This is a genomic window from Geobacillus thermopakistaniensis (assembly GCF_000498995.1).
Classification (GTDB): Bacteria; Bacillota; Bacilli; order Bacillales; family Anoxybacillaceae; genus Geobacillus; species Geobacillus thermoleovorans.
On record NZ_AYSF01000037.1, the window covers coordinates 1 to 19,093 of the forward strand.

Consider the following 19,093-nt stretch of genomic DNA (forward strand, 5'->3'; position numbering starts at 1 on the left):
TCCATGAAAAAAATCCTTTCTAACGTAGAGTGTTCGTTAGAAAGGATACCATGTTTTTGACGATGCACAAAGACCAAAATTCTTAACTTGATGGGTATGGGATACAGCCCCGCACATGCTTTGATGCGGGGCGCACTTCCTTTGGCTAGTTAATCCATTTGATCACTTTCCCCGGGTTTCCCGCCAACGACCGCGTTGGCGGTTTCATTATACAAACGAACGAGCCGCCGCGCCCGCTCCTTGACGAGCTCCGGGTCGGCGGGGTTGTACCATTGCCCCGCCAACATCTTTTCTTTTTCGGTTTTCATCGAATCCGTCCAACACTTTATGCATTCGTTTCAAAACTCCATCGAATGGCGGGGTCTTATCGCCCTCCGGAAAAACGGTTGCCTGTCATGGTTTCAATCCGCACGCCTTCCCGATAGTAAGCGTCCATCACATCCTTTGGCACCATGCTTCCGCCGGTAGCCCAGCAAATATGGACGGCGTTTTTCATTTTTTCTTTCAAATCGTTTTCCTCTACATACGTTTGTCCCGCCGAATCGCGAAACAACCGAACAGGCCCCTCCACTCCCGCCAATGCGGACGGCTCTAAATAGATTCCTTCTGCATCAGCCATGGCCGCAAGCAGGCGATAAAGCGTCGAATCGTCCACCGTATAAACGCCGCTGATGACGTTCTCAAGCATTTTCCCCACCAACCGCGACGGCCGGCCCACCGCCAGCCCGTCGGCTTCCGTCTTGTTATCGAGGCCAAAATCTTGCACCGACACGCGGTCGTGCTGTCCCGTCATCAGGCCGAGCAACATGCAAGGCGAATGCGTCGGCTCGGCGAAAAAGCAATGGACATGATCGCCGTACACGAGCTTCAGGCCAAACGTCACCCCACCCGGACCGCCGCCGACGCCGCAAGGAAGATATACAAAGAGCGGATGATCCTCATCGACGACGATGTTCATGTCCTCTAATTGTCGTTTCACCCTCGACGCTGCCACCGCATATCCCAAAAACAAATGGATCGAGTTCTCGTCATCGATAAAATACGATGTTGGATCCTCGGCGGACTGTCTTCTCGCCTCTTCCACCACCTTGTTGTAGTCGGTGAGATGTTCGATGACCGCAACCTCTTTGCTTCGCAACAAGTCTTTTTTCCATTGTTTCGCATCGGCTGACATATGAACGGTAACGCGGAACCCAAGCTTCGCTCCGATGATGCCGATGCTCAAGCCTAAATTTCCCGTCGAACCAACGACAAGCGAATAGCGGGAAAAGAACTGTCTGAATTCCTCACTGTCCATCACCGCATAGTCATCCCCCATGGTGATCATATGGTTTGCCAGAGCGAGGTCTTCCGCATGTTTCAGAACCTCGTAGATTCCCCCTCTCGCCTTGATCGATCCGGAGATGGGAAGATGGCTGTCACATTTCAGCAACAGCTCCCCTTCAATGTTGGTCTGAAACATCTTTTCCAAACGCTGTTTCATGTTCGGAATTCGCACTAAAGGGGATTCGATGATACCGTGGGCCGTTCGCGTCTCGGGAAATGCCTTCGCGATGTAGGGGGCAAAGCGGCGCAATCGCTCTTCGGCCTCCTTGACATCGCGCTCGCGTAAAGGAATCGTTCGAATGGCTTGCGCAAACGCGTGATATTTTGGATTGCGCCAAAATACCTCTTCGGCCGCCATGATCGTTTCAAGCAGCGGGAATTCCTTTACCCACTTTTGGATTTCGTTTTTGGTCATCATGCACCATTCTCTCCCATGCGTGTTTGTCGTTTCGTACCCTTGGCGGATGCCGGTCCAAAGTCCACTTCATGGTTTGCCGAACCGTTTGCCGTTTACCTTCAGTCTCGCGAAAACCGCTTCCATTGTCAATGGGGATGAAGGGAAATGGTTTGTGGATGACATTCGGGAGTGATCCCCAGCCTCGTCGGAACGGCCAAGCAAGGTGCGATCTGCTTTGAAAAACGCCTGTCTTTCCATTATGATGAAAGAGGCAAACCATATCGTGGAGATGATGATCATGGGCAATCGCCGTGATTTATCGCTTTTGTTTCTTGTGATGTTTTTGGTCATGGCCGGGTTTGGCATCATTATCCCTGTCCTTCCATTTTACGCAGAAAAAATCGGCGCTTCCCCGACACAACTCGGCTGGTTGATGGCCGTTTATTCGCTCATGCAATTTTTATTTGCGCCGATGTGGGGGAATTTATCGGACCGATATGGACGAAAACCGATGTTGCTCATCGGTGTTTCTGGCTTAGCACTTTCGTTTTTCTTGCTCGCCGCCGCCACAACACTTTGGATGTTGTTTGCCGCTCGCATCATCGGGGGATGTTTATCTGCCGCCACGATGCCGACCGCTATGGCATATGTTTTTCGGCCTGCTTTTCCGGGATGCCGCNTCCGCCCCATCGAAAACGTCGCCGAAAAGGGATCGGCGGCATATTTTCAAAAACGAGCTTGACCGCTCCGTTTTGGATTGCAGGCAGCTTGGCGCTGCTGACAGCTATATTCGTTTTCGTTTTCTTGCATGAATCGCTTCCGAGAGAAAAACGATCGAACATAAAAGCGAAACGACCATCGCTTGCGGTTGCTCTCCGAAGCCCTTTGGCACGCCTATACATGTTGCAGCTCATCGTAACGTTTTCCCTCGCCGGACTTGAAGCGACGTTCGCCTACTTTGCCGCTGAACGAGCAGGGCTTTCGTCGACGGAGCTCGGTTACATTTTCATGATCATGGGGCTTGCAGGAGCCGTCGTCCAAGGGGGGCTTCTTGGAAAACTGATCCGCTCATTCGGGGAAGGCGCTGTCATTCGTTTCGGGCTGTTCCTGTCAGCAGTTGGCTTTTTTCTCATTTTATTCGTTCATAGCTTTTGGACAGCCGCGCTCTATTTAACGATTTTCGGCATTGGCAACGGCGTCATCCGCCCGTGCGTCTCCGCCTTGTTAACGAAGCATACAGCGGATGGCCAAGGAAGTGCGACAGGCGTTTTATCCTCGTTCGATTCGCTCGGCCGCATTGGCGGTCCGGCGATCGCCGGCTGGCTGTTCACCTTAAAGCCCAGTTTGCCATATGCGGCAGGAATTGCGCTTACATTCATTTCCTTTTCCGTTTTTCAATCGTTCCAACGCGCGATGATGCAAAAAGACACGTCCCTTTGATTCAAGAGGGGATGGGGGTGACCCGCTACACACGCAAGTGCAAGTCTTATGGATAAAAGGAGGAGGAATGCTTTGAACATCGTTCCAATCAAACAATTGAACCGCGCCATGGTCAACCAGTTTTTCACCAACCATTGGGGAAGTCCGCAAATGGTTGTCTCGACCGGCATCTATAACTGCAGCGAACTGGATGGATTTGCGGCTGTCGAGAATGGACAGCGGATCATCGGGCTCATTACGTTTGTGATTCGCGGAAACGAATGCGAGATCATCTCGCTAGACAGCATAATGGAAAACCGCGGCGTCGGCAGCACCCTTTTGCATGAGGCGGAGACATGGGCGAGACAACAAAGGTGCACCGCTGTTCAACTGATCACCACCAACGACAACTTGCATGCGCTTCGTTTCTACCAAAAGCGCGGCTACCAAATTGTGAATGTCTTTCCGAACGCTGTCGACAAGGCGCGGCGAATCAAGCCAAGCATTCCGAAAACAAGTCCTGACGGCATTCCAATTCGGGATGAGTTATTGCTGGTGAAACCACTGGCGTGACACGATGTGATGATGACGCCGTATTGGAAAAGAAGCATCGGCCTCCTCCCGAGACCGGTGCTTCTTTCAATTTTTTGAACACTCCTCCACCTATGACGCTAGCCGTGAGGAGTGTCAAATTTCGGTGGCGATATGATAAATGTAATATACCCCATAGGCGATGCTGATGAGGGAAACGGTTTTCACCATCCATTGGTTCATGGCTTGCTGTCTCGCTTTCATCCAAACGAACGGAACGCCAAGGAATGTCGTGAATAACATCATGCCGATGACCGTCCCTAAACCAAAAATCAAAATAAAGGAAAGCGCCATCCAAGTTCCTTTGACCGTCGTCATCGTCAACAACACCATCCCAGCGCTTCCGGCCAATCCATGGATAATGCCGATCAATGTCGATTTGATATGTAAATGATGAATATCGTCATGGTGATGGTGATCCATGCTCATTGTCGAGCGAAAACTGGCGATTCCTAAAATGACGATCATTACGCCAACGGTCATTTCAAGGTAAGAAGCAACCTGTTCAGGAATTTGCCGCTCAAAGGCGATCATCACCATCCCGACAACGAGCAGCGTCAACGTATGGCCGATTCCCCAAAACATGCCGGCCAGTGACGAAAGAGAGAGCTTTTTCGTCCGACTGACGATCGTGGAAACAGCAATCACATGATCCGGTTCCGTCGCATGTTTCATTCCTAGCAACAATCCAAACAAGAGTACAGGCCATATCGCTCCCATTGTCCCATTCCTCTCCCTTGTCATTAATATTTCCGCCAACAGACCAGCGCTTCCTCACCGCATTGTTGGCGAATAAACTGTTGGACGCGTTGAAATATCGCTTCGATGGCCGATGTTTCATACGCCAATATACGTACAGAAAAGCCTGGAACGGCTGCCGCTGAAAAACCGCAGCGAACCTCTTGCGGCATCTCTTCCATTAATTGGTTGAACTGTTCTAACACTTCCTTTGTGATGAACGGAGAAAGAGCCACCAATGATCCGACATGCGTATAGCCGCCAAGCTGCAGCATGCTCGTTAAGTGCTGCCGCGAGTCCAAGTACAGATGATCAAACAGAACGAGCGCCTCGTCTTGATACACCTTCAGTTTCGAGCGAATCCAATCATAGCGGAACAGCTCGCCGCTTTCCGACCATCCAGGTGTGATGATTTCGCCATAAACGAACGTGGAGCTTGGCGTGATGTACACCGTCGTTTCTTGATAAAAGCGCGCATGCTCATAGGCGATCGTCGGGTCGGGGAAATATTCAAGTACGCTTTGCTCCCCAAGTGACAATCGTGTATACTGCCTTACAGGCGTTGAAGGAGTTTTGTAGATTTTCGCCGCCGACTGGGTCGTCACCATCAACCGGGCGCTGGGCTCGAGGAAGATTTCCATATCATATGAATCCCCATCGACATACCCGCCGCCCACGTGGACAAGATATAACGTCGGATGAGCCGGGTCGAGGTAAACAGGACGCATCAGTTTCAGCGCCCCTTCACTATAGTTGTCCAAAATGACGGTGCGGCCGTTTTTCACGACCGCTGTACATCGCAAACGCCCCGTCCAGCTCATTCTTCCAGCCCTGCCAGCAGCACCTGTTTTTCGATCCAATCCACAACGTCAAAAAGACCAATCTCTTCTTTTAAATTCGTAAAAATGACCGGCTTCGCCCCTCGCGCTGCTTTGGCGTCCCGTTCCATCACTTCCAGACTGGCGCCGACGTAAGGGGCAAGGTCGATTTTGTTGATCACGAGCAAATCCGACTTAATCATCCCTTGCCCGCCTTTGCGCGGAATTTTCTCCCCTTGGGCGACGTCGATGACATAAATGGAGAAATCGACCAACTCCGGGCTGAAGGTCGCCGCCAAGTTATCGCCGCCGCTCTCGATCAAAATGAGTTCCACATCTGGATGGCGCCGTTTCAGTTCATCAATGGCCGCAAAATTCATTGATGCGTCTTCGCGAATGGCCGTATGCGGGCACCCGCCCGTTTCGACGCCGATAATCCGATCTTCCGGCAGAACGCTGTGTTTGATTAAAAATTGGGCATCTTCTTTTGTATAAATATCATTCGTAATGACCGCGATGCTAAAGCGGCGATGCATCGCCCGCGTCAGCTTCTCGACAAGCATCGTTTTGCCGGCGCCGACCGGGCCGCCGATGCCGATTCGTACCGGTTCCATTCTGGATTCTCCCTTCTCTGTCCTTCTTTCGTTCCACGTCAAACAAGATTTACGACATAAACAATCGAACAGGAAGACGTTCATGCTGCATTTGTGCAATTTCCAGACCAACGGCTGCCGCTCCGAGCTCCTCTTCGTCGAGCGTCTCGATGATGCTTGCGGCATGAATCAAATATGGCTGCACCATGACAAGAAGCTTTTGCCCGTCCGTTTGACCGAGGGGGATGCCGCGGACCGCGTTTTGCACCATCGTTTGTACGGAAGCAAACAAATACGTCAGCACCGTCGTTTGTTTGGCTGCTCCGATTTTGCGGCCAACCGCCGCAAACACAATGGCCGGATGAATGGACCGCGTCGTTTGCACGATCTCATCCAATTCATCGACTCCGTAAATGTCGCGGCACAGTTTCCATAAGCGCCCCCCAATCATTCTCGTTCCTTCTCGCGTTTCCTTCGCCAAGCAGAGAGCAAACAGCGTGTCGTTCAGCCGCCGCAGTCCTTCCATACGGTCGACTTCCAACTGCTCATAGGCGATCCGGCACGCCAATCCATCCGTATACGTCAGCTGGGTCTGAATATAAGCGACAAGCACATCGCCAAACGTTTTGGCATCGCAAATTTGTTCATTGTACATGTATGTTTCAAACCCAAAGGAATGGGAAAATGCTCCAGACGGAAAATTCGAATCGGAGAGCTGCAGCAGCCACAACAACTGTTGGTCAGTCATGGCGATGCCCGATATGGCGGAACGCTTGTTTTACTTTCCGTTTTTCCCTCTTGTACGGGATGCCGAGTTGCTGGAGCAGCTCTTCGACTAAATAGTCGTATTGGACGAGCATTTCCCCTTCCTCGAATTGGGCGGGCAAGTGGCGGTTGCCGAGCTGATGAGCAATCTCCCCCATTTGTTTCATGGAAACAGGCTGGATGACAAGCAAATCATCGGGAAGAACGGATACGACAATGGCATTATGCTCATCCATCCATAACACATCTCCGTCTACCAATTCTTTCGCTTCTTTCAAGCGAATGCCAATCTCCCTCCCATGGTCGGTCACCACCCGCTGAATTCGTTTTACTAAATCATCGCTTGGCATGTACACCCGTTCGATGTGCGGGGGGAGAGAAGAAAGAGCTCGAATGTTGCCGATAACCGTTTCTACAATCATCATCATCACCTCAAAACAGAAAATATCGTTGCGCCATGGCCACAACTTCAGCCGGTTCGCACGTGATGAGCCGCCCATCGACCTTCACTTCATACGTCTGCGGATCGACATCGATTTGGGGCATGGCGTTGTTGAATACCATATCGTGTTTAGTCAAAGAGCGAATGTTTCCAACCGGCTTGACGATTTTGTGCAGCCCCAGCTTGTCCGGAATGCCGCGCTCGAACGCCGCTTTGGATAAAAAGGTGATGGACGTTTTCGCGATGGCGGCGCCATAGCTGGCGAACATCGGGCGGTACAGCGCGGGTTGCGGCGTCGGAATGCTGGCGTTCGGGTCGCCCATCACGCTGTAGGCGATCATCCCGCCTTTGATGACGAGCTCAGGCTTGACCCCGAAAAAAGCGGGATGCCAAACGACCAAATCCGCGAATTTTCCGACTTCCACCGAGCCGACATATTCGGCAATCCCATGCGTAATGGCTGGATTGATCGTGTATTTGGCTACATACCGTTTGACGCGAACATTATCGCCCCGCCCCGTTTCCTCCGGCAAGCGGCCAAACTGTTTTTTCATTTTGTCGGCCGTTTGCCACGTGCGTAAAATGACTTCACCGACGCGCCCCATCGCTTGCGAGTCGGAACTGATCATGCTGAACGCGCCGATGTCGTGCAAAATATCTTCAGCAGCAATCGTTTCTTTGCGGATGCGCGAATCGGCAAAGGCAATGTCTTCCGGAACGGACGGATCTAAATGATGGCACACCATTAACATATCTAAATGCTCATCAAGCGTGTTTTTCGTATACGGCCGCGTCGGATTCGTGGAAGAAGGCAAAATGTTCGGGAAGCTGGCGACTTTCATAATATCGGGCGCATGCCCCCCTCCGGCTCCTTCCGTATGGTATGTATGAATGACGCGCCCGTTAATGGCCTTCAGTGTATGCTCGACAAACCCGCCTTCATTCAATGTATCGGTATGAATGGCGACTTGCACATCGTACTCATCCGCCACTCGCAAGCACGCATCAATCGCCGCCGCCGTCGTTCCCCAGTCTTCATGAAGTTTGAGTCCAATCGCTCCGGCGCGGACTTGCTCAGCGATCGGCTCTTTCGCCGATGCGTTGCCTTTTCCTAAAAAACCGATATTCATCGGGAACGCTTCGGCGGCTTCAAGCATCCGGTAAATGTTCCACTCTCCCGGCGTGCACGTCGTGGCATTCGTTCCGGTCGCCGGCCCGGTCCCGCCGCCGATCATCGTCGTAATGCCCGATGATAGAGCAGTTTCGATTTGCTGCGGGCAAATGAAATGGATATGGGCGTCGACCCCGCCGGCTGTCACGATTTTTCCTTCCGCCGCGATCACTTCCGTTGAGGCGCCGATGACAATATTGACGCCATCCATTAACAGCGGATTCCCAGCCTTGCCGATGGCGGCGATGTTTCCATCTTTGATCCCGATATCGGCTTTGTAAATGCCGGTGTAATCAACGATGACGGCATTCGTCAGCACTAAATCGACCGCTTCGTCGCGGGTTGCGAGCGGATGTTGCCCCATCCCGTCGCGAATCACCTTCCCACCGCCGAATTTCACTTCATCGCCGTAAACCGTATAGTCATGCTCAATTTCAACCCATAAGTCCGTATCCGCCAACCGGATGCAGTCCCCAGTCGTCGGCCCAAACATATCCGCGTATTGCCGTCTTGACATGGAAAAACTCATTCTCTTACTCTCCCTTCTTGCTGCCATCAAGCGGACCGTTGACCATATTGTTTAATCCGTACACCCGGCGCTCGCCGGAGAACGGAACAAGCTCTACTTGCTTCGCATCTCCGGGCTCAAAACGAACCGCTGTCCCGGCTGGAATGTTCAAATGTTTTCCGTACGCCGCCTGCCGGTCAAATTCAAGAAATGCGTTGACTTCAAAAAAGTGAAAATGGGAACCAACCTGCACCGGGCGGTCGCCGCGGTTTACAACCGTCAGTTTCGTGGCCGATTTTTGTCGATTGCACACAATCGGTTCCTCACGCAATCGGTATTCTCCTGGGATCATATCATCACTCCTCTGTCCGCAGTCATGAAATCGTCCAGCGCCGTTACGACCGGATCGGCTGGTGGACAGTGACGAGTTTCGTGCCGTCCGGAAACGTCGCCTCGACTTGAATCTCGTCGATCATGTCAGCGACGCCTTCCATCACATCATCGCGTGTCAAAATCGTCGCGCCGTATTGCATCAACTCCGCCACCGTCCGCCCGTCGCGGGCGCCTTCCAACAGCTCATACGTAATGAGCGCCACCGCTTCCGGATAATTCAGTTTCAATCCTCGTTCTTTCCGGCGGCGCGCCAAATCGGCGGCCACGACGATCAACAGCTTTTCCTGTTCGCGCTGAGTCAGTTTCACTCATCTCTCCCCCTCTTGAATGCTCCCACCTATACTCGCAGGTTCAAGAAATCTCTCATCGCTAACCCGCGGCCTGTGGCTTAAACAGCAAGAAATGATTGAATATAAGTCAAATCAGCCCCATCGACATCCCCCTTCGCCACGACAGTGCCGCGATCCAAAATATAGAAACGATCGGCACAAGAAAACGCCAGCTCCACGTTATGTTCGACCAATACGATGCCAACCTGTTTTTCTTCGGCGATTTTCATAATCACATCATGAATCAACTCAACGATCGATGGCTGAATGCCTTCCATCGGTTCATCAAGCAAGAGCAGTTTCGGCCGGCCGGCCAACGCGCGGGCGATGGCCAGCTGTTGCTGCTGTCCACCGCTTAAATCCCCTCCTTTTCGCTGGCGCATCTCTTTTAGGACTGGAAATAATGCATACATTTCCTCAAGGATCGGCTGAGGACGGACGTTCTCGGCCTGCGCTTCCAACCCGAGAAGGATATTTTCTTCCACTGTCAGCGCGGAGAAAATTTCCCTCCCTTGCGGCACATAGCCGATCCCTGCCCGCGCCCGACGCTCCGGCGGCCATCGCGTGATATCTTCTCCTTCCCATTCGATCACGCCTGACATCGGGCGAATCAACCCGATGATCGTTTTCATCAACGTCGTTTTGCCGACTCCGTTTCTGCCCAACACCGCCGTCACCCGGCTGAGAGGAATGTCCATGCGAACTTGATCGAGCACAACGCTTTCGTCATAGCCAGCGGTTACATTCCGGAGGCATAACACGCGTTTTTCCTCCTTCCAAGATACACATCGATGACTTGTTCGTTTTGCTGCACCTCATCAATCGAGCCTTCGCACAATACTTTTCCTTCATGCATGACCGTCACTTGCTTCGAATAACGGCGGACAAAGTCCATATCATGCTCCACAATGATCACCGCACAATGTTTGGCGATTTCGTGCAGCCATTCCCCCGTGCGCTCCCGTTCCGCCGCGCTCATGCCGGCAATCGGCTCATCCAATAAGAGAAGTTGCGGGCGCTGAATCAGCTGCATGCCAATTTCCAACCACTGCTTTTGGCCATGAGACAGGGTGCCCGCTAAGCGATGACGTTCATCAAGCAATCCAATTCTCTCTAGTTGTGCTGCCATGATCTCTTCCTCTTCTCCGGTCCGCTTCGCCCGCAAAACAGAACGCAGACGCCGGTCTTGTCGCATGGCCAACTCCATATTTTCCCATACCGTCAAAAATGGAAAAATGGAAGGGCTTTGAAACTTCCGGGCGATCCCCATTTGCACAATTTCATATTCGGGCCGTTTCGTGATGTCATGGGAGAAAAACAGCACTCGGCCGTCCGTCGCTCTCGTCCGTCCGCAAATGACATCGAGCAGCGTCGTTTTCCCCGCTCCGTTCGGGCCGATCAAAAACCGCACTTCATGAGGGTAAACCGCGAGATCAACACCTTGCAAAGCACGAAATCCATCGAAGTCAACGACGACGTCACGACACATCAACACGGGCTTCACGTTCATGCCCCCTTTTTGCTTTGATGCGAACGGCAACGAGCGATTCATAAATGCCCGCCAATCCTTTCGGAACCAATAACACGACAACGACAAACAGCGCGCCTAACAAAAGCAGCCATAGATCCGGATAATTTTCGCTTAAAAAGCTTTTCGCCGTGTTCATGACAATCGCGCCAATGATCGCGCCCATGAGCGATTGGCGTCCGCCGACAGCGGCCCATAACACCATTTCGATCGAAGGAATAATCCCCATCATCTCCGGGGAAATGAGCCCGACTTGCAGGACAAACAACGCCCCAGCCACCCCGGCAAAGGCTGCTGACAAACTATACACAAACACTTTATAGACGGTCGGATTGAATCCTAAAAAACGAACCCGGTTTTCCGCGTCGCGAATCGCGATGAGCACCTTCCCCAACCGTCCGGACGTCAAGCGGCGCGCCGCGACGAAAATGAGAGCGAGACAGGCCGTTGTCAGCCAATACAAAACGATTTGGGTGAGCGGCGATGACAGCGAAAAACCAAACACGGTCGAAAAATTGGTCAAGCCGTTCGTTCCGCCTGTCCATTCTTGCTTGCCGATAAACAACGTAACAAACACGACAACAACCGCCTGGGAAAGGAGAGAAAAATAGACACCTTTAATCCGATTTTTAAACGTTAAATAGCTTAATAGCGCAGCGAGCAACGTAGGAAGAGCGATCGCGGCGGCGATGGCCACCATAGGATGCGCAAACGGCTTCCAAAACCACGGCAGTTCGCGCACGCCGCTCCATTCCATAAAATCAGGCAAATGCCCTCGCGAAGCTTCGAGCTTCAAATACATCGCCATGCAATAAGCGCCTAACCCGAAGTACACCCCATGGCCGAGGCTCAAAATGCCGGTATAGCCCCAAATGAGGGAGATGCCGACCGCCACGATGGCAAAGCAAAGAAATTTGCCGAGCAGGGACAAGCGGAACTCGGTCAAATAAAACGGCGCAAGAAACAAGGCGGCAAAAAACAGCCAGTATCCCCAACGTTTGTTCACCATGCTCCCCCCTCAATCGAGCGACCGCGTTCTCACGCTAAGAAGACCGGATGGTTTCCATTGCAAGAAAGCAATAATCAAAACGAACACAATGACTTTGGCAATGGTGGCGCTTGTGGAATATTCGACGAACGTCGAAATCAAACCAATGCCAAATGCCCCCAGCAGCGTCCCGGCCAGTTTTCCCACTCCCCCTAAAATGACGACCATAAACGCATCGACAATATAGTATGTGCCGATCGTCGGCCCGATCGGCCCAAGCAAGGTCAACGCGCATCCCGCCACCCCCGCCAACCCTGAACCGATGGCAAGCGAGTAAGCATCGACCTTTTGCGTGGCAATGCCGAGGCAGGCTGCCATCGACCGGTTCATGGTGACGGCTTGAATGCGTCGGCCAGCTCGTGTTTTCATTAAATACATATAGAGAAAGAAAACGATCGCCAACACAAGGCAAAGAATAAACAACCGTTTATACGGAAACACTGCCCCAAACAAGCGGATTCCGCCATCCAGCCAGCTTGGCGGCACAACCGCCACGTTGGGCGCCCCAAAGATGAGACGGGCGGTCTGTTGCAAAATCAAACTGATCCCCCATGTAGCCAACAAACTGTCCAACGGACGGCGATACAAATGGCGGATCAAACTTTTTTCCAGCCCCCATCCAAGCAGAGCGGCTGCCAAAAATGACAATGGAATGGCGGCGACAAAATACAGCCCTGCCGAGTGCGGCATATGGCTAGTGAACCATTGCTGGATGACATAGGTCGTATACGCTCCGACCATCATCAGTTCACCGTGCGCCATATTGATGACGCCCATCAGCCCGAACGTGATCGCCAACCCAATGGCAATCAAAAGCAAAATCGAACCGACGCTCAGCCCGTTGAATAATTGGTCAATGAACATCGCCATCCCCCCTCTCATGTCCGCTGGGCGAGAAGGAAGGAAATCCCTTCCTTCCAAGTGAACTATTCACTTAATCCTTTCGCCCATGGGTAGCTCTTTAAATACGGATCTGGCTTCACCGGCTGGCCGGAATTCCATAACTCTTTGAATTGTCCGTCCGCTTGGATTTCGCCAATGCGCACCGTTTTCCATAGATGCTGCGTTTCCCCGTCAATTTTCACCGTTCCTTCCGGCGCCTTGTATTCAAGGCCGGCCGCCGCTTTTTTCACTTGATCAACATCAAAGGAACCGGCTTTTTTCACCGCTTCGGCCCATAAATGAACCGCAGTATACGCCGCTTCAATCGGGTCATCCGTCACGCGGTCTTGTCCATACTTTTCTTTATACTTTTGTACAAATGCCTTATTCTCCGGTGTATCGGTCGTCTGGAAATAGTTCCACACAGCCAAATGACCGGCCAACACATCCGGCCCGATCCCGCGGATTTCTTCTTCTGCGATGCTGACGGACATCACCGTCACGTCTTTCGGCGTGATGCCAGCGTCTTTCAACTGTTTGAAAAAGGCGACATTGCTATCGCCGTTGAGCGTATTGAAGACGACAGCCGGTTTCACTTGTTTGATTTTGCTGATAATGGTGCTATAATCGGTATGGCCGAGCGGCGTATATTCTTCCCCGACCACTTGCCCTCCTTCGACCTTCAGCTGAGCCTTGATGATTTTGTTGGCTGTCCGCGGAAAGACGTAATCCGACCCAAGCAAGAAAAACGTTTTGCCGCGGTTTTTCAAGAGCCAGCTGACCGCCGGAACGATTTGTTGATTCGTCGTCGCCCCGGTGTAAAAGATGTTCGGTGATGACTCCATCCCTTCATATTGCACCGGATACCAAAGCAGCCCATGGTTTTGCTCCACAACCGGAAGCATCGCTTTGCGGCTCGCCGATGTCCAACCGCCAAAAATGGCGGCCACTTGATCTTTTTGCAGCAGTTTTTTCGCCTTTTCGGCAAACGTCGGCCAGTCGGACGCTCCATCTTCCACAACCGGTTCAATCTTCTTGCTGAGCAGCCCGCCCGATGCATTGATTTCCTCAATGGCCATTAACTCGGCATCGCGCAGCGACACTTCACTGATGGCCATCGTTCCGCTTAACGAGTGCAGGATTCCTACTTTGACCACATCCCCTTCTTTGCCAGCCGAAGATGAATCATTTTGATTCTCGTTTTTGGCTTGATCCACTGCTGATGACGCCGCACATCCCCCAAGAGCAAAAACACTGACGCATAAAAGCAGCCATAATTTCCACATGAATGCTGGTTTCATTCGCACACCCTTCCCCCTATTCATTTGAAACATCGATGAATTCCTGCCCCTCGTTCATCTAAAAGAGCGCATCCCTCCCTTGTTCCTCAAAAGCGATGCATGTTCTCCACGTTGAGGATTTGTTCTTGATTAGCAGTATAAGGCCCACGTTTCACGGACTCAACATATTTGTCATATTTTATTACATATTTTTGTTATATTTATTATCAATCATCTTCCGACCAATCAGCCAGGTCGAAAAACAAAACATGCCCCAAAAAGGCACACATGCACCTTTTTGGGGCAGCGTTCATTTCACAAGCGACAAATCCACTCCAATGACCCCGACAATTTGACCGTTATGATCCCTAATGGGAGCGGACACCGTGACGCAAAGATGTTTCGTCAATGCCGATACATACGGATCGGAAACATACACTGTTCCTCTACAAGCTTCCTGAAACCACGACCGGACTTTGGCGTTGACCAAGCCCGCCGGCGGATTCGAATAGACAAACGCCCCATCAAGACGATTCGACCAGACAGCCTCAATCTCTCCATTCTCAGATAAAAATCGATCCAGCACGCGTTGATGCATGGCCTCATCCATTTGTTCCAACGGAGCTGACTGAAGCAAAGCCGATAGTTTCTGAATCGTGTTTTTCACGACCGCATCATCGACAGAAATCGTTTCTCTCATCCAATCACGTCCGACCGTTTGCTGCAGCTCCTCCGCTGTCTTTTGCAGCGCTTCATTAATGCGCAAAATCTGTTCGACGCTTTCATGCTGTTCGTTCATATCCGCCGTCACTCGCTCGACAAACCGTTGATTTTCCCGGCTCAATTGCACGATTTCTTCTAGGAGAACGGCGATTTCTTTCACGCTGTCCGACTGCCCAGACGCTGACCGGACAGAAGAGGAGACGAGGTCCGTCATATCATTCAGCTGTCGCTGCAGCAAATGAAGGAACGACATAATCGCTTCCATTTCTTTCTCTTCGACATCGATTTGCTTTGTTTCTTCGCGAACGATATCGGTTGTCGCTGCGATTTCGCGTTGAATAAGGGACAAAATATCCTGTGTTTGCTGGACAGCTTCCGACGTTTGATTCGCCAACATGCCGATTTCCCGCGCGACGACCGCAAACCCGCGCCCATGTTCTCCCGCACGAGCCGCCTCAATATTGGCATTGAGCGACAAAATTTTCGTTTTCTGCGAAATCTCGCCGATCGCTGATATAATTTCATTGATGCGTCGCGAATGATGAACGAGATGGTCCATTTGTTCCAATAACGTTTCATGGTGGGAGCGCAGTGTTCGAATTTCTTTTTGCAACGTCTCCAATGAATTCCATGAATGCAGCCAATGTTCGGAAAACTGCTGGCTGCTCGCATACATATCACGCGAAGATGCAGCGATTTCCCTAGCCGCCTCCTCGATTGTTCGCATTTTGTTCGCCACTTTTTCCGTATACTCCACCGTTTTCTCGCTATGGTCCATCAGCTCTGCCGCACTATTCCGGCTTGAATCGGAAATGTCATTCAGCGAAAGTGCCGCCATCTTCATCTGTTCCATCGCTGCTTTGAGCTGATCAACCGCCACAACAATTTGCCTTGCAATTTGTTGCGGTCCTCCCTGCGTTTCCTCACGTCGAGGCTGATCCAGTTCGCGCTTTATTTTTCGTTCCGCACGTCTCGCAAAAATCAACAGGCGTCACTCCTTATGTTATTTTTTATTACATAATTATAATATAAAATATAACAAAAGGACATATAAAAATAAGACGCCCGTTCTTCTAAAAACGAGCGTCTTGCCTGGAAAAGGCTAGAGAACCATATTCAATAACAAAATGAAGACAAACGCCACCACCGAAATAATCGTTTCCATGACTGTCCATGTCATGAGCGTTTCTTTCACCGTCATGCCGAAATATTCTTTGATCATCCAGAAGCCGGAGTCATTGACGTGCGACAAGATCAACGAACCCGCGCCGGTCGCCAAGACAAGCAGTTCCATATTCGTTCCCGGCATGGTAGCCGCGATGGGGGCAACGATGCCGGCAGCGGTCATCATCGAGACGGTCGCCGATCCCGTCGCTACGCGAATGAGCGCCGCAATGCCCCAGCCTAACAGGAGCGGAGAGAAGTGCGAGTGTTTCGCCACTTCCGCGATTTGTTCGCCGATGCCGGAATCAAGCAGCACTTTGTTGAATGCGCCGCCCGCCCCGATGACAAGCAGGATGTTCGCGACCGGGCCGAGGCAGTCGTTGGCAAATTTCAAGACAGCGTCGCGGTTGAAGCCGCGGGCGTAGCCTAAGCTGAAGAACGAATAAACCGTCGCGATCAAGAGCGCAACAATCGGGTCGCCGATAAAGCGCAACACTTTCGCCGCTTCTGACTTTTGATCAAGCGTCACGTTTGCCACAGAGGCAATCAACATCAAAATGACCGGAAGCAAAATCGTGAACAGCGTATTGCCAAAGCCAGGAAGCTCACGTGCTTCTTTATGCTGCACAAGCTGTTCGGCAATCTCCGCCGGCACTGTTTTGTGCAGGCGCGAACCGATCCATTTGCCATACAGCGGACCGGCAATAATGGCGGTCGGCAAGCCGACGATGATCGAGTAAAGAATCGTTTTTCCGACATCCGCCTTAAAAATGCCGACTGCCGCCATCGCGGCTGGGTGCGGCGGGACAAGCCCATGCACGACAGACAAACCAGCGACAAGCGGAATGCCGATCGTCACAAGTGAAATGCCCGTTTCCATCGCGATCGTAAAGACGAGCGGAATAAGCAAGACAAACCCGACTTGGAAAAAGACCGGAATGCCGACTAAAAAGGCGACGACCATCATCGCCCAATGGACGCGTTTTTGGCCAAAGCGGTCGATCAACGTTTTCGCAATGCGCTCGGCGCCGCCTGATTCGGCCATCATTTTGCCGAGCATCGTCCCGAGCGCCAAGACGATCGCCAAAAAGCCGAGCGTGTTGCCAAGCCCCGCCTTGATCGAGTCAATGATGCCCGGCGTTTCCGGAGACGGCGCGATAAGCGGCATGCCCATCGCCAGTCCGACGCCGACGGACACTAAAATGAGTGCGACAAACGGATGCATTTTCGCCATAGTAATGAGCAATAATAACACGATAATAGCAGCAACAACAATGGCGATTTCCATCACAAGCTCCCCCTTTATCTTTGAGATAAATCGATTTAGTGAACAAAGCAAACGTTTTCAGATCTTTGAAGGAAAGGGCTAAATCGATTTAGCGCCCGATCATAGCCAGCTAAATCGATTTAGTCTTCCTCCCTTTACCCACTCCGCCGCTGAAACGCAGCGATGATGTCAAATTCCTCTTTCAATCGCTCATACAAGCGGGCATACAAATCAAACAGTTCAGCGTAAATGAGCGTATGTTCTTCCTTCGGCTCATGGCGGGCCGTTGTGTCGATCCACGTTTTCACCGTTTCCAGCGACGGCAGCTCGCCTAACGCGTAAAGCGCCACCGCAGCCGCCCCCAGCGCCGACGCCTCGTGCGTCTGCGGCACGATGAGCGGTTTGCCGAGCATATCAGAAAGCATTTGCCGCCAAAACGGCGACTTGGCGAATCCGCCCGAGACGCGGATTTCCGACATCGGCCCCGTGACATCGCGAATGGCTAAAGCGACCGAGAGAATGCTGAAGCAGACGCCTTCCATGACAGCGCGGATGAAATGCTCGCGCTTATGATGAAGGCCAAGGCCAAAAAACGTCCCACGCGCGTTCGCATTCCAGTACGGCGCCCGCTCGCCCGACAAAAACGGCAAAAACACAAGCCCTTCCGCCCCCGGCGGGACGCGTTCCGCGTATTTCGTCAACAAGTCATACGGATCCATGCCGAGCTTTTTCGCCACTTCCCGCTCGTGGGCGCCGAACTCGTCGCGCAGCCAGCGAAGCAAAATGCCGCCGTTGTTCGTCGGTCCGCCGACGACCCAATAGCCGGGCGTCAACGCATAACAAAACGTCCGCCCTTTTTCATCGGTCGTCGGTTTTGCCGCAATCGTCCGCACCGCCCCGCTCGTTCCGATCGTGATGGCCGCTTCACCTGGGAGCACCGCCCCGACGCCGACGTTGGCGAGCACGCCGTCGCTTGCTCCGACGACAACAGGCACATCCGGAGCGACTCCCATTTTTTCCGCCCATTCTCTTTTCATGCCAGTCATGATATGCGTGGCGGGAACGAGCCGCGGCAGCTGGTCGCGGCGGATGCCGACAAGGGCGAGCGCCTCCTCGTCCCAATCGAGCGTGTCCAATCGGAATAAACCCGTCGCCGATGCCATGGAATGGTCAGCGACATAGTCGCCATACAGACGGTGCAACACGTAATCTTTCACCGACACAAACCGCCGTGCTTGCTGAAATACGTCCGGCTGCTCTTCCTTGAGCCAAAGCAATTTCGATAGCGGCGACATCGGATGGATCGGCGTCCCCGTCCGCCGGTAAATGGCAAGCCCGTTTTGCTCTTTCCACAGCCGCTCCGTTTGAGCCACGCTTCGGTTGTCCGCCCAGATGAGGAGGCGGGTGAGCGGCCGCCCCGACTCGTCAAGCACCATAATCGAGTGCATCGCCGCACTCAAGCCCATCGCTTTCACCTGCGCTGGGCGGATGCCGTGGCGGATCGTCACCGCCCCGACCGCTTGAACGACCGCCGCGAACAGTTCATCGGGATCCTGCTCGGCAAACCCCGGATGCGGCTGGATGATCGGATAGTCGACGGCGTGAGAAGCCAGCACCTTCCCCCGCCCGTCAAACACAACCGCTTTTGTGCTTGTCGTTCCAATATCAATTCCAATGACGACGTCCTCATGAATCGCCATCGTTTCTCCTC

General features: G+C 52.4%; 18 protein-coding genes and 3 pseudogenes. 3 read left to right on the forward strand and 18 right to left on the reverse strand.

The window, feature by feature from the left end; all coding sequences use genetic code 11:
* Positions 1–200: 200 nt before the first annotated feature.
* Together T260_RS1000000138680 and dsdA are read right to left on the reverse strand one after the other, a co-directional pair.
* A pseudogene (locus T260_RS1000000138680) lies at positions 201–308 on the reverse strand (maltose acetyltransferase domain-containing protein); the annotation flags it as partial.
* Positions 309–364: 56 nt separating this feature from the next.
* Positions 365–1,744: a D-serine ammonia-lyase gene (dsdA, locus tag T260_RS132110; protein WP_020279069.1), complete on the reverse strand. Its 1,380-nt coding sequence runs from the start codon at positions 1,742–1,744 to the stop codon at positions 365–367.
* Positions 1,745–2,021: 277 nt separating this feature from the next.
* Between dsdA and T260_RS1000000140765 the strand changes: the two are divergent.
* The 3 genes and pseudogenes from T260_RS1000000140765 to T260_RS132100 form a co-directional block, all read left to right on the forward strand.
* Positions 2,022–2,379, forward strand: a pseudogene (locus T260_RS1000000140765) (MFS transporter); the annotation flags it as partial.
* Positions 2,380–2,428: 49 nt separating this feature from the next.
* A pseudogene (locus T260_RS1000000140770) lies at positions 2,429–3,163 on the forward strand (MFS transporter); the annotation flags it as partial.
* 72 nt (positions 3,164–3,235) lie between these two features.
* Positions 3,236–3,715: a GNAT family N-acetyltransferase gene (locus T260_RS132100; RefSeq protein ID WP_023633739.1), complete on the forward strand. Its 480-nt coding sequence runs from the start codon at positions 3,236–3,238 to the stop codon at positions 3,713–3,715.
* A gap of 114 nt (positions 3,716–3,829) precedes the next feature.
* Here T260_RS132100 and T260_RS132095 read toward each other — a convergent pair whose 3' ends face one another.
* The 16 genes from T260_RS132095 to gntK form a co-directional block, all read right to left on the reverse strand.
* On the reverse strand, positions 3,830–4,453 hold the full coding sequence (locus T260_RS132095; protein ID WP_023633740.1) for an urease accessory protein UreH: 624 nt from the start codon (positions 4,451–4,453) through the stop codon (positions 3,830–3,832).
* Positions 4,454–4,476: 23 nt separating this feature from the next.
* Positions 4,477–5,292, reverse strand: a complete 816-nt coding sequence (locus T260_RS132090; RefSeq protein ID WP_023633741.1) for an urease accessory protein UreD — start codon at positions 5,290–5,292, stop codon at positions 4,477–4,479.
* A complete protein-coding gene (gene ureG / locus T260_RS132085; protein WP_011231413.1) occupies positions 5,289–5,903 on the reverse strand; it encodes an urease accessory protein UreG in 615 nt (204 codons plus the stop codon). The genes T260_RS132090 and ureG overlap by 4 nt, the downstream gene beginning before the upstream one ends.
* Positions 5,904–5,952: 49 nt before the next feature.
* Complete coding sequence (locus tag T260_RS132080) at positions 5,953–6,630, reverse strand: urease accessory protein UreF (RefSeq protein ID WP_023633742.1); 678 nt, start codon at positions 6,628–6,630, stop codon at positions 5,953–5,955.
* Positions 6,623–7,069, reverse strand: a complete 447-nt coding sequence (ureE, locus tag T260_RS132075) for an urease accessory protein UreE (RefSeq protein WP_020960052.1) — start codon at positions 7,067–7,069, stop codon at positions 6,623–6,625. Before ureE ends, T260_RS132080 begins: the two co-directional genes overlap by 8 nt.
* A gap of 10 nt (positions 7,070–7,079) precedes the next feature.
* Positions 7,080–8,789, reverse strand: coding sequence for an urease subunit alpha (ureC, locus tag T260_RS132070; protein WP_023633743.1), 1,710 nt, complete (start codon positions 8,787–8,789; stop codon positions 7,080–7,082).
* Positions 8,790–8,793: 4 nt separating this feature from the next.
* Positions 8,794–9,120 (reverse strand): urease subunit beta, encoded by a 327-nt coding sequence (locus T260_RS132065; protein ID WP_021321540.1) that lies wholly within the window; start codon positions 9,118–9,120, stop codon positions 8,794–8,796.
* A gap of 43 nt (positions 9,121–9,163) precedes the next feature.
* Positions 9,164–9,469, reverse strand: a complete 306-nt coding sequence (locus T260_RS132060; RefSeq protein WP_023633744.1) for an urease subunit gamma — start codon at positions 9,467–9,469, stop codon at positions 9,164–9,166.
* A gap of 80 nt (positions 9,470–9,549) precedes the next feature.
* The gene (gene urtE / locus T260_RS132055; protein WP_011231419.1) at positions 9,550–10,251 is read right to left on the reverse strand and encodes an urea ABC transporter ATP-binding subunit UrtE; all 702 of its coding nucleotides are present in this window, start codon (positions 10,249–10,251) and stop codon (positions 9,550–9,552) included.
* Entirely contained in the window at positions 10,230–10,994 is a 765-nt protein-coding gene (gene urtD / locus T260_RS132050; protein ID WP_013145134.1) for an urea ABC transporter ATP-binding protein UrtD, read from the reverse strand. The genes urtE and urtD overlap by 22 nt, the downstream gene beginning before the upstream one ends.
* Positions 10,969–12,027, reverse strand: a complete 1,059-nt coding sequence (urtC, locus tag T260_RS132045) for an urea ABC transporter permease subunit UrtC (protein ID WP_021321539.1) — start codon at positions 12,025–12,027, stop codon at positions 10,969–10,971. The genes urtD and urtC overlap by 26 nt, the downstream gene beginning before the upstream one ends.
* 9 nt (positions 12,028–12,036) lie before the next feature.
* Entirely contained in the window at positions 12,037–12,936 is a 900-nt protein-coding gene (gene urtB / locus T260_RS132040) for an urea ABC transporter permease subunit UrtB (protein WP_031212522.1), read from the reverse strand.
* A gap of 56 nt (positions 12,937–12,992) precedes the next feature.
* On the reverse strand, positions 12,993–14,249 hold the full coding sequence (gene urtA / locus T260_RS132035) for an urea ABC transporter substrate-binding protein (RefSeq protein WP_023633746.1): 1,257 nt from the start codon (positions 14,247–14,249) through the stop codon (positions 12,993–12,995).
* Positions 14,250–14,538: 289 nt separating this feature from the next.
* Positions 14,539–15,936, reverse strand: a complete 1,398-nt coding sequence (locus tag T260_RS132030; RefSeq protein ID WP_021321537.1) for a methyl-accepting chemotaxis protein — start codon at positions 15,934–15,936, stop codon at positions 14,539–14,541.
* A gap of 117 nt (positions 15,937–16,053) precedes the next feature.
* Positions 16,054–17,403, reverse strand: coding sequence for a GntP family permease (locus T260_RS132025; RefSeq protein ID WP_020960061.1), 1,350 nt, complete (start codon positions 17,401–17,403; stop codon positions 16,054–16,056).
* A 134-nt stretch (positions 17,404–17,537) separates the two neighbouring features.
* Positions 17,538–19,082 (reverse strand): gluconokinase, encoded by a 1,545-nt coding sequence (gntK, locus tag T260_RS132020; RefSeq protein ID WP_023633748.1) that lies wholly within the window; start codon positions 19,080–19,082, stop codon positions 17,538–17,540.
* Between the last annotated feature and the right edge of the window lie 11 nt (positions 19,083–19,093).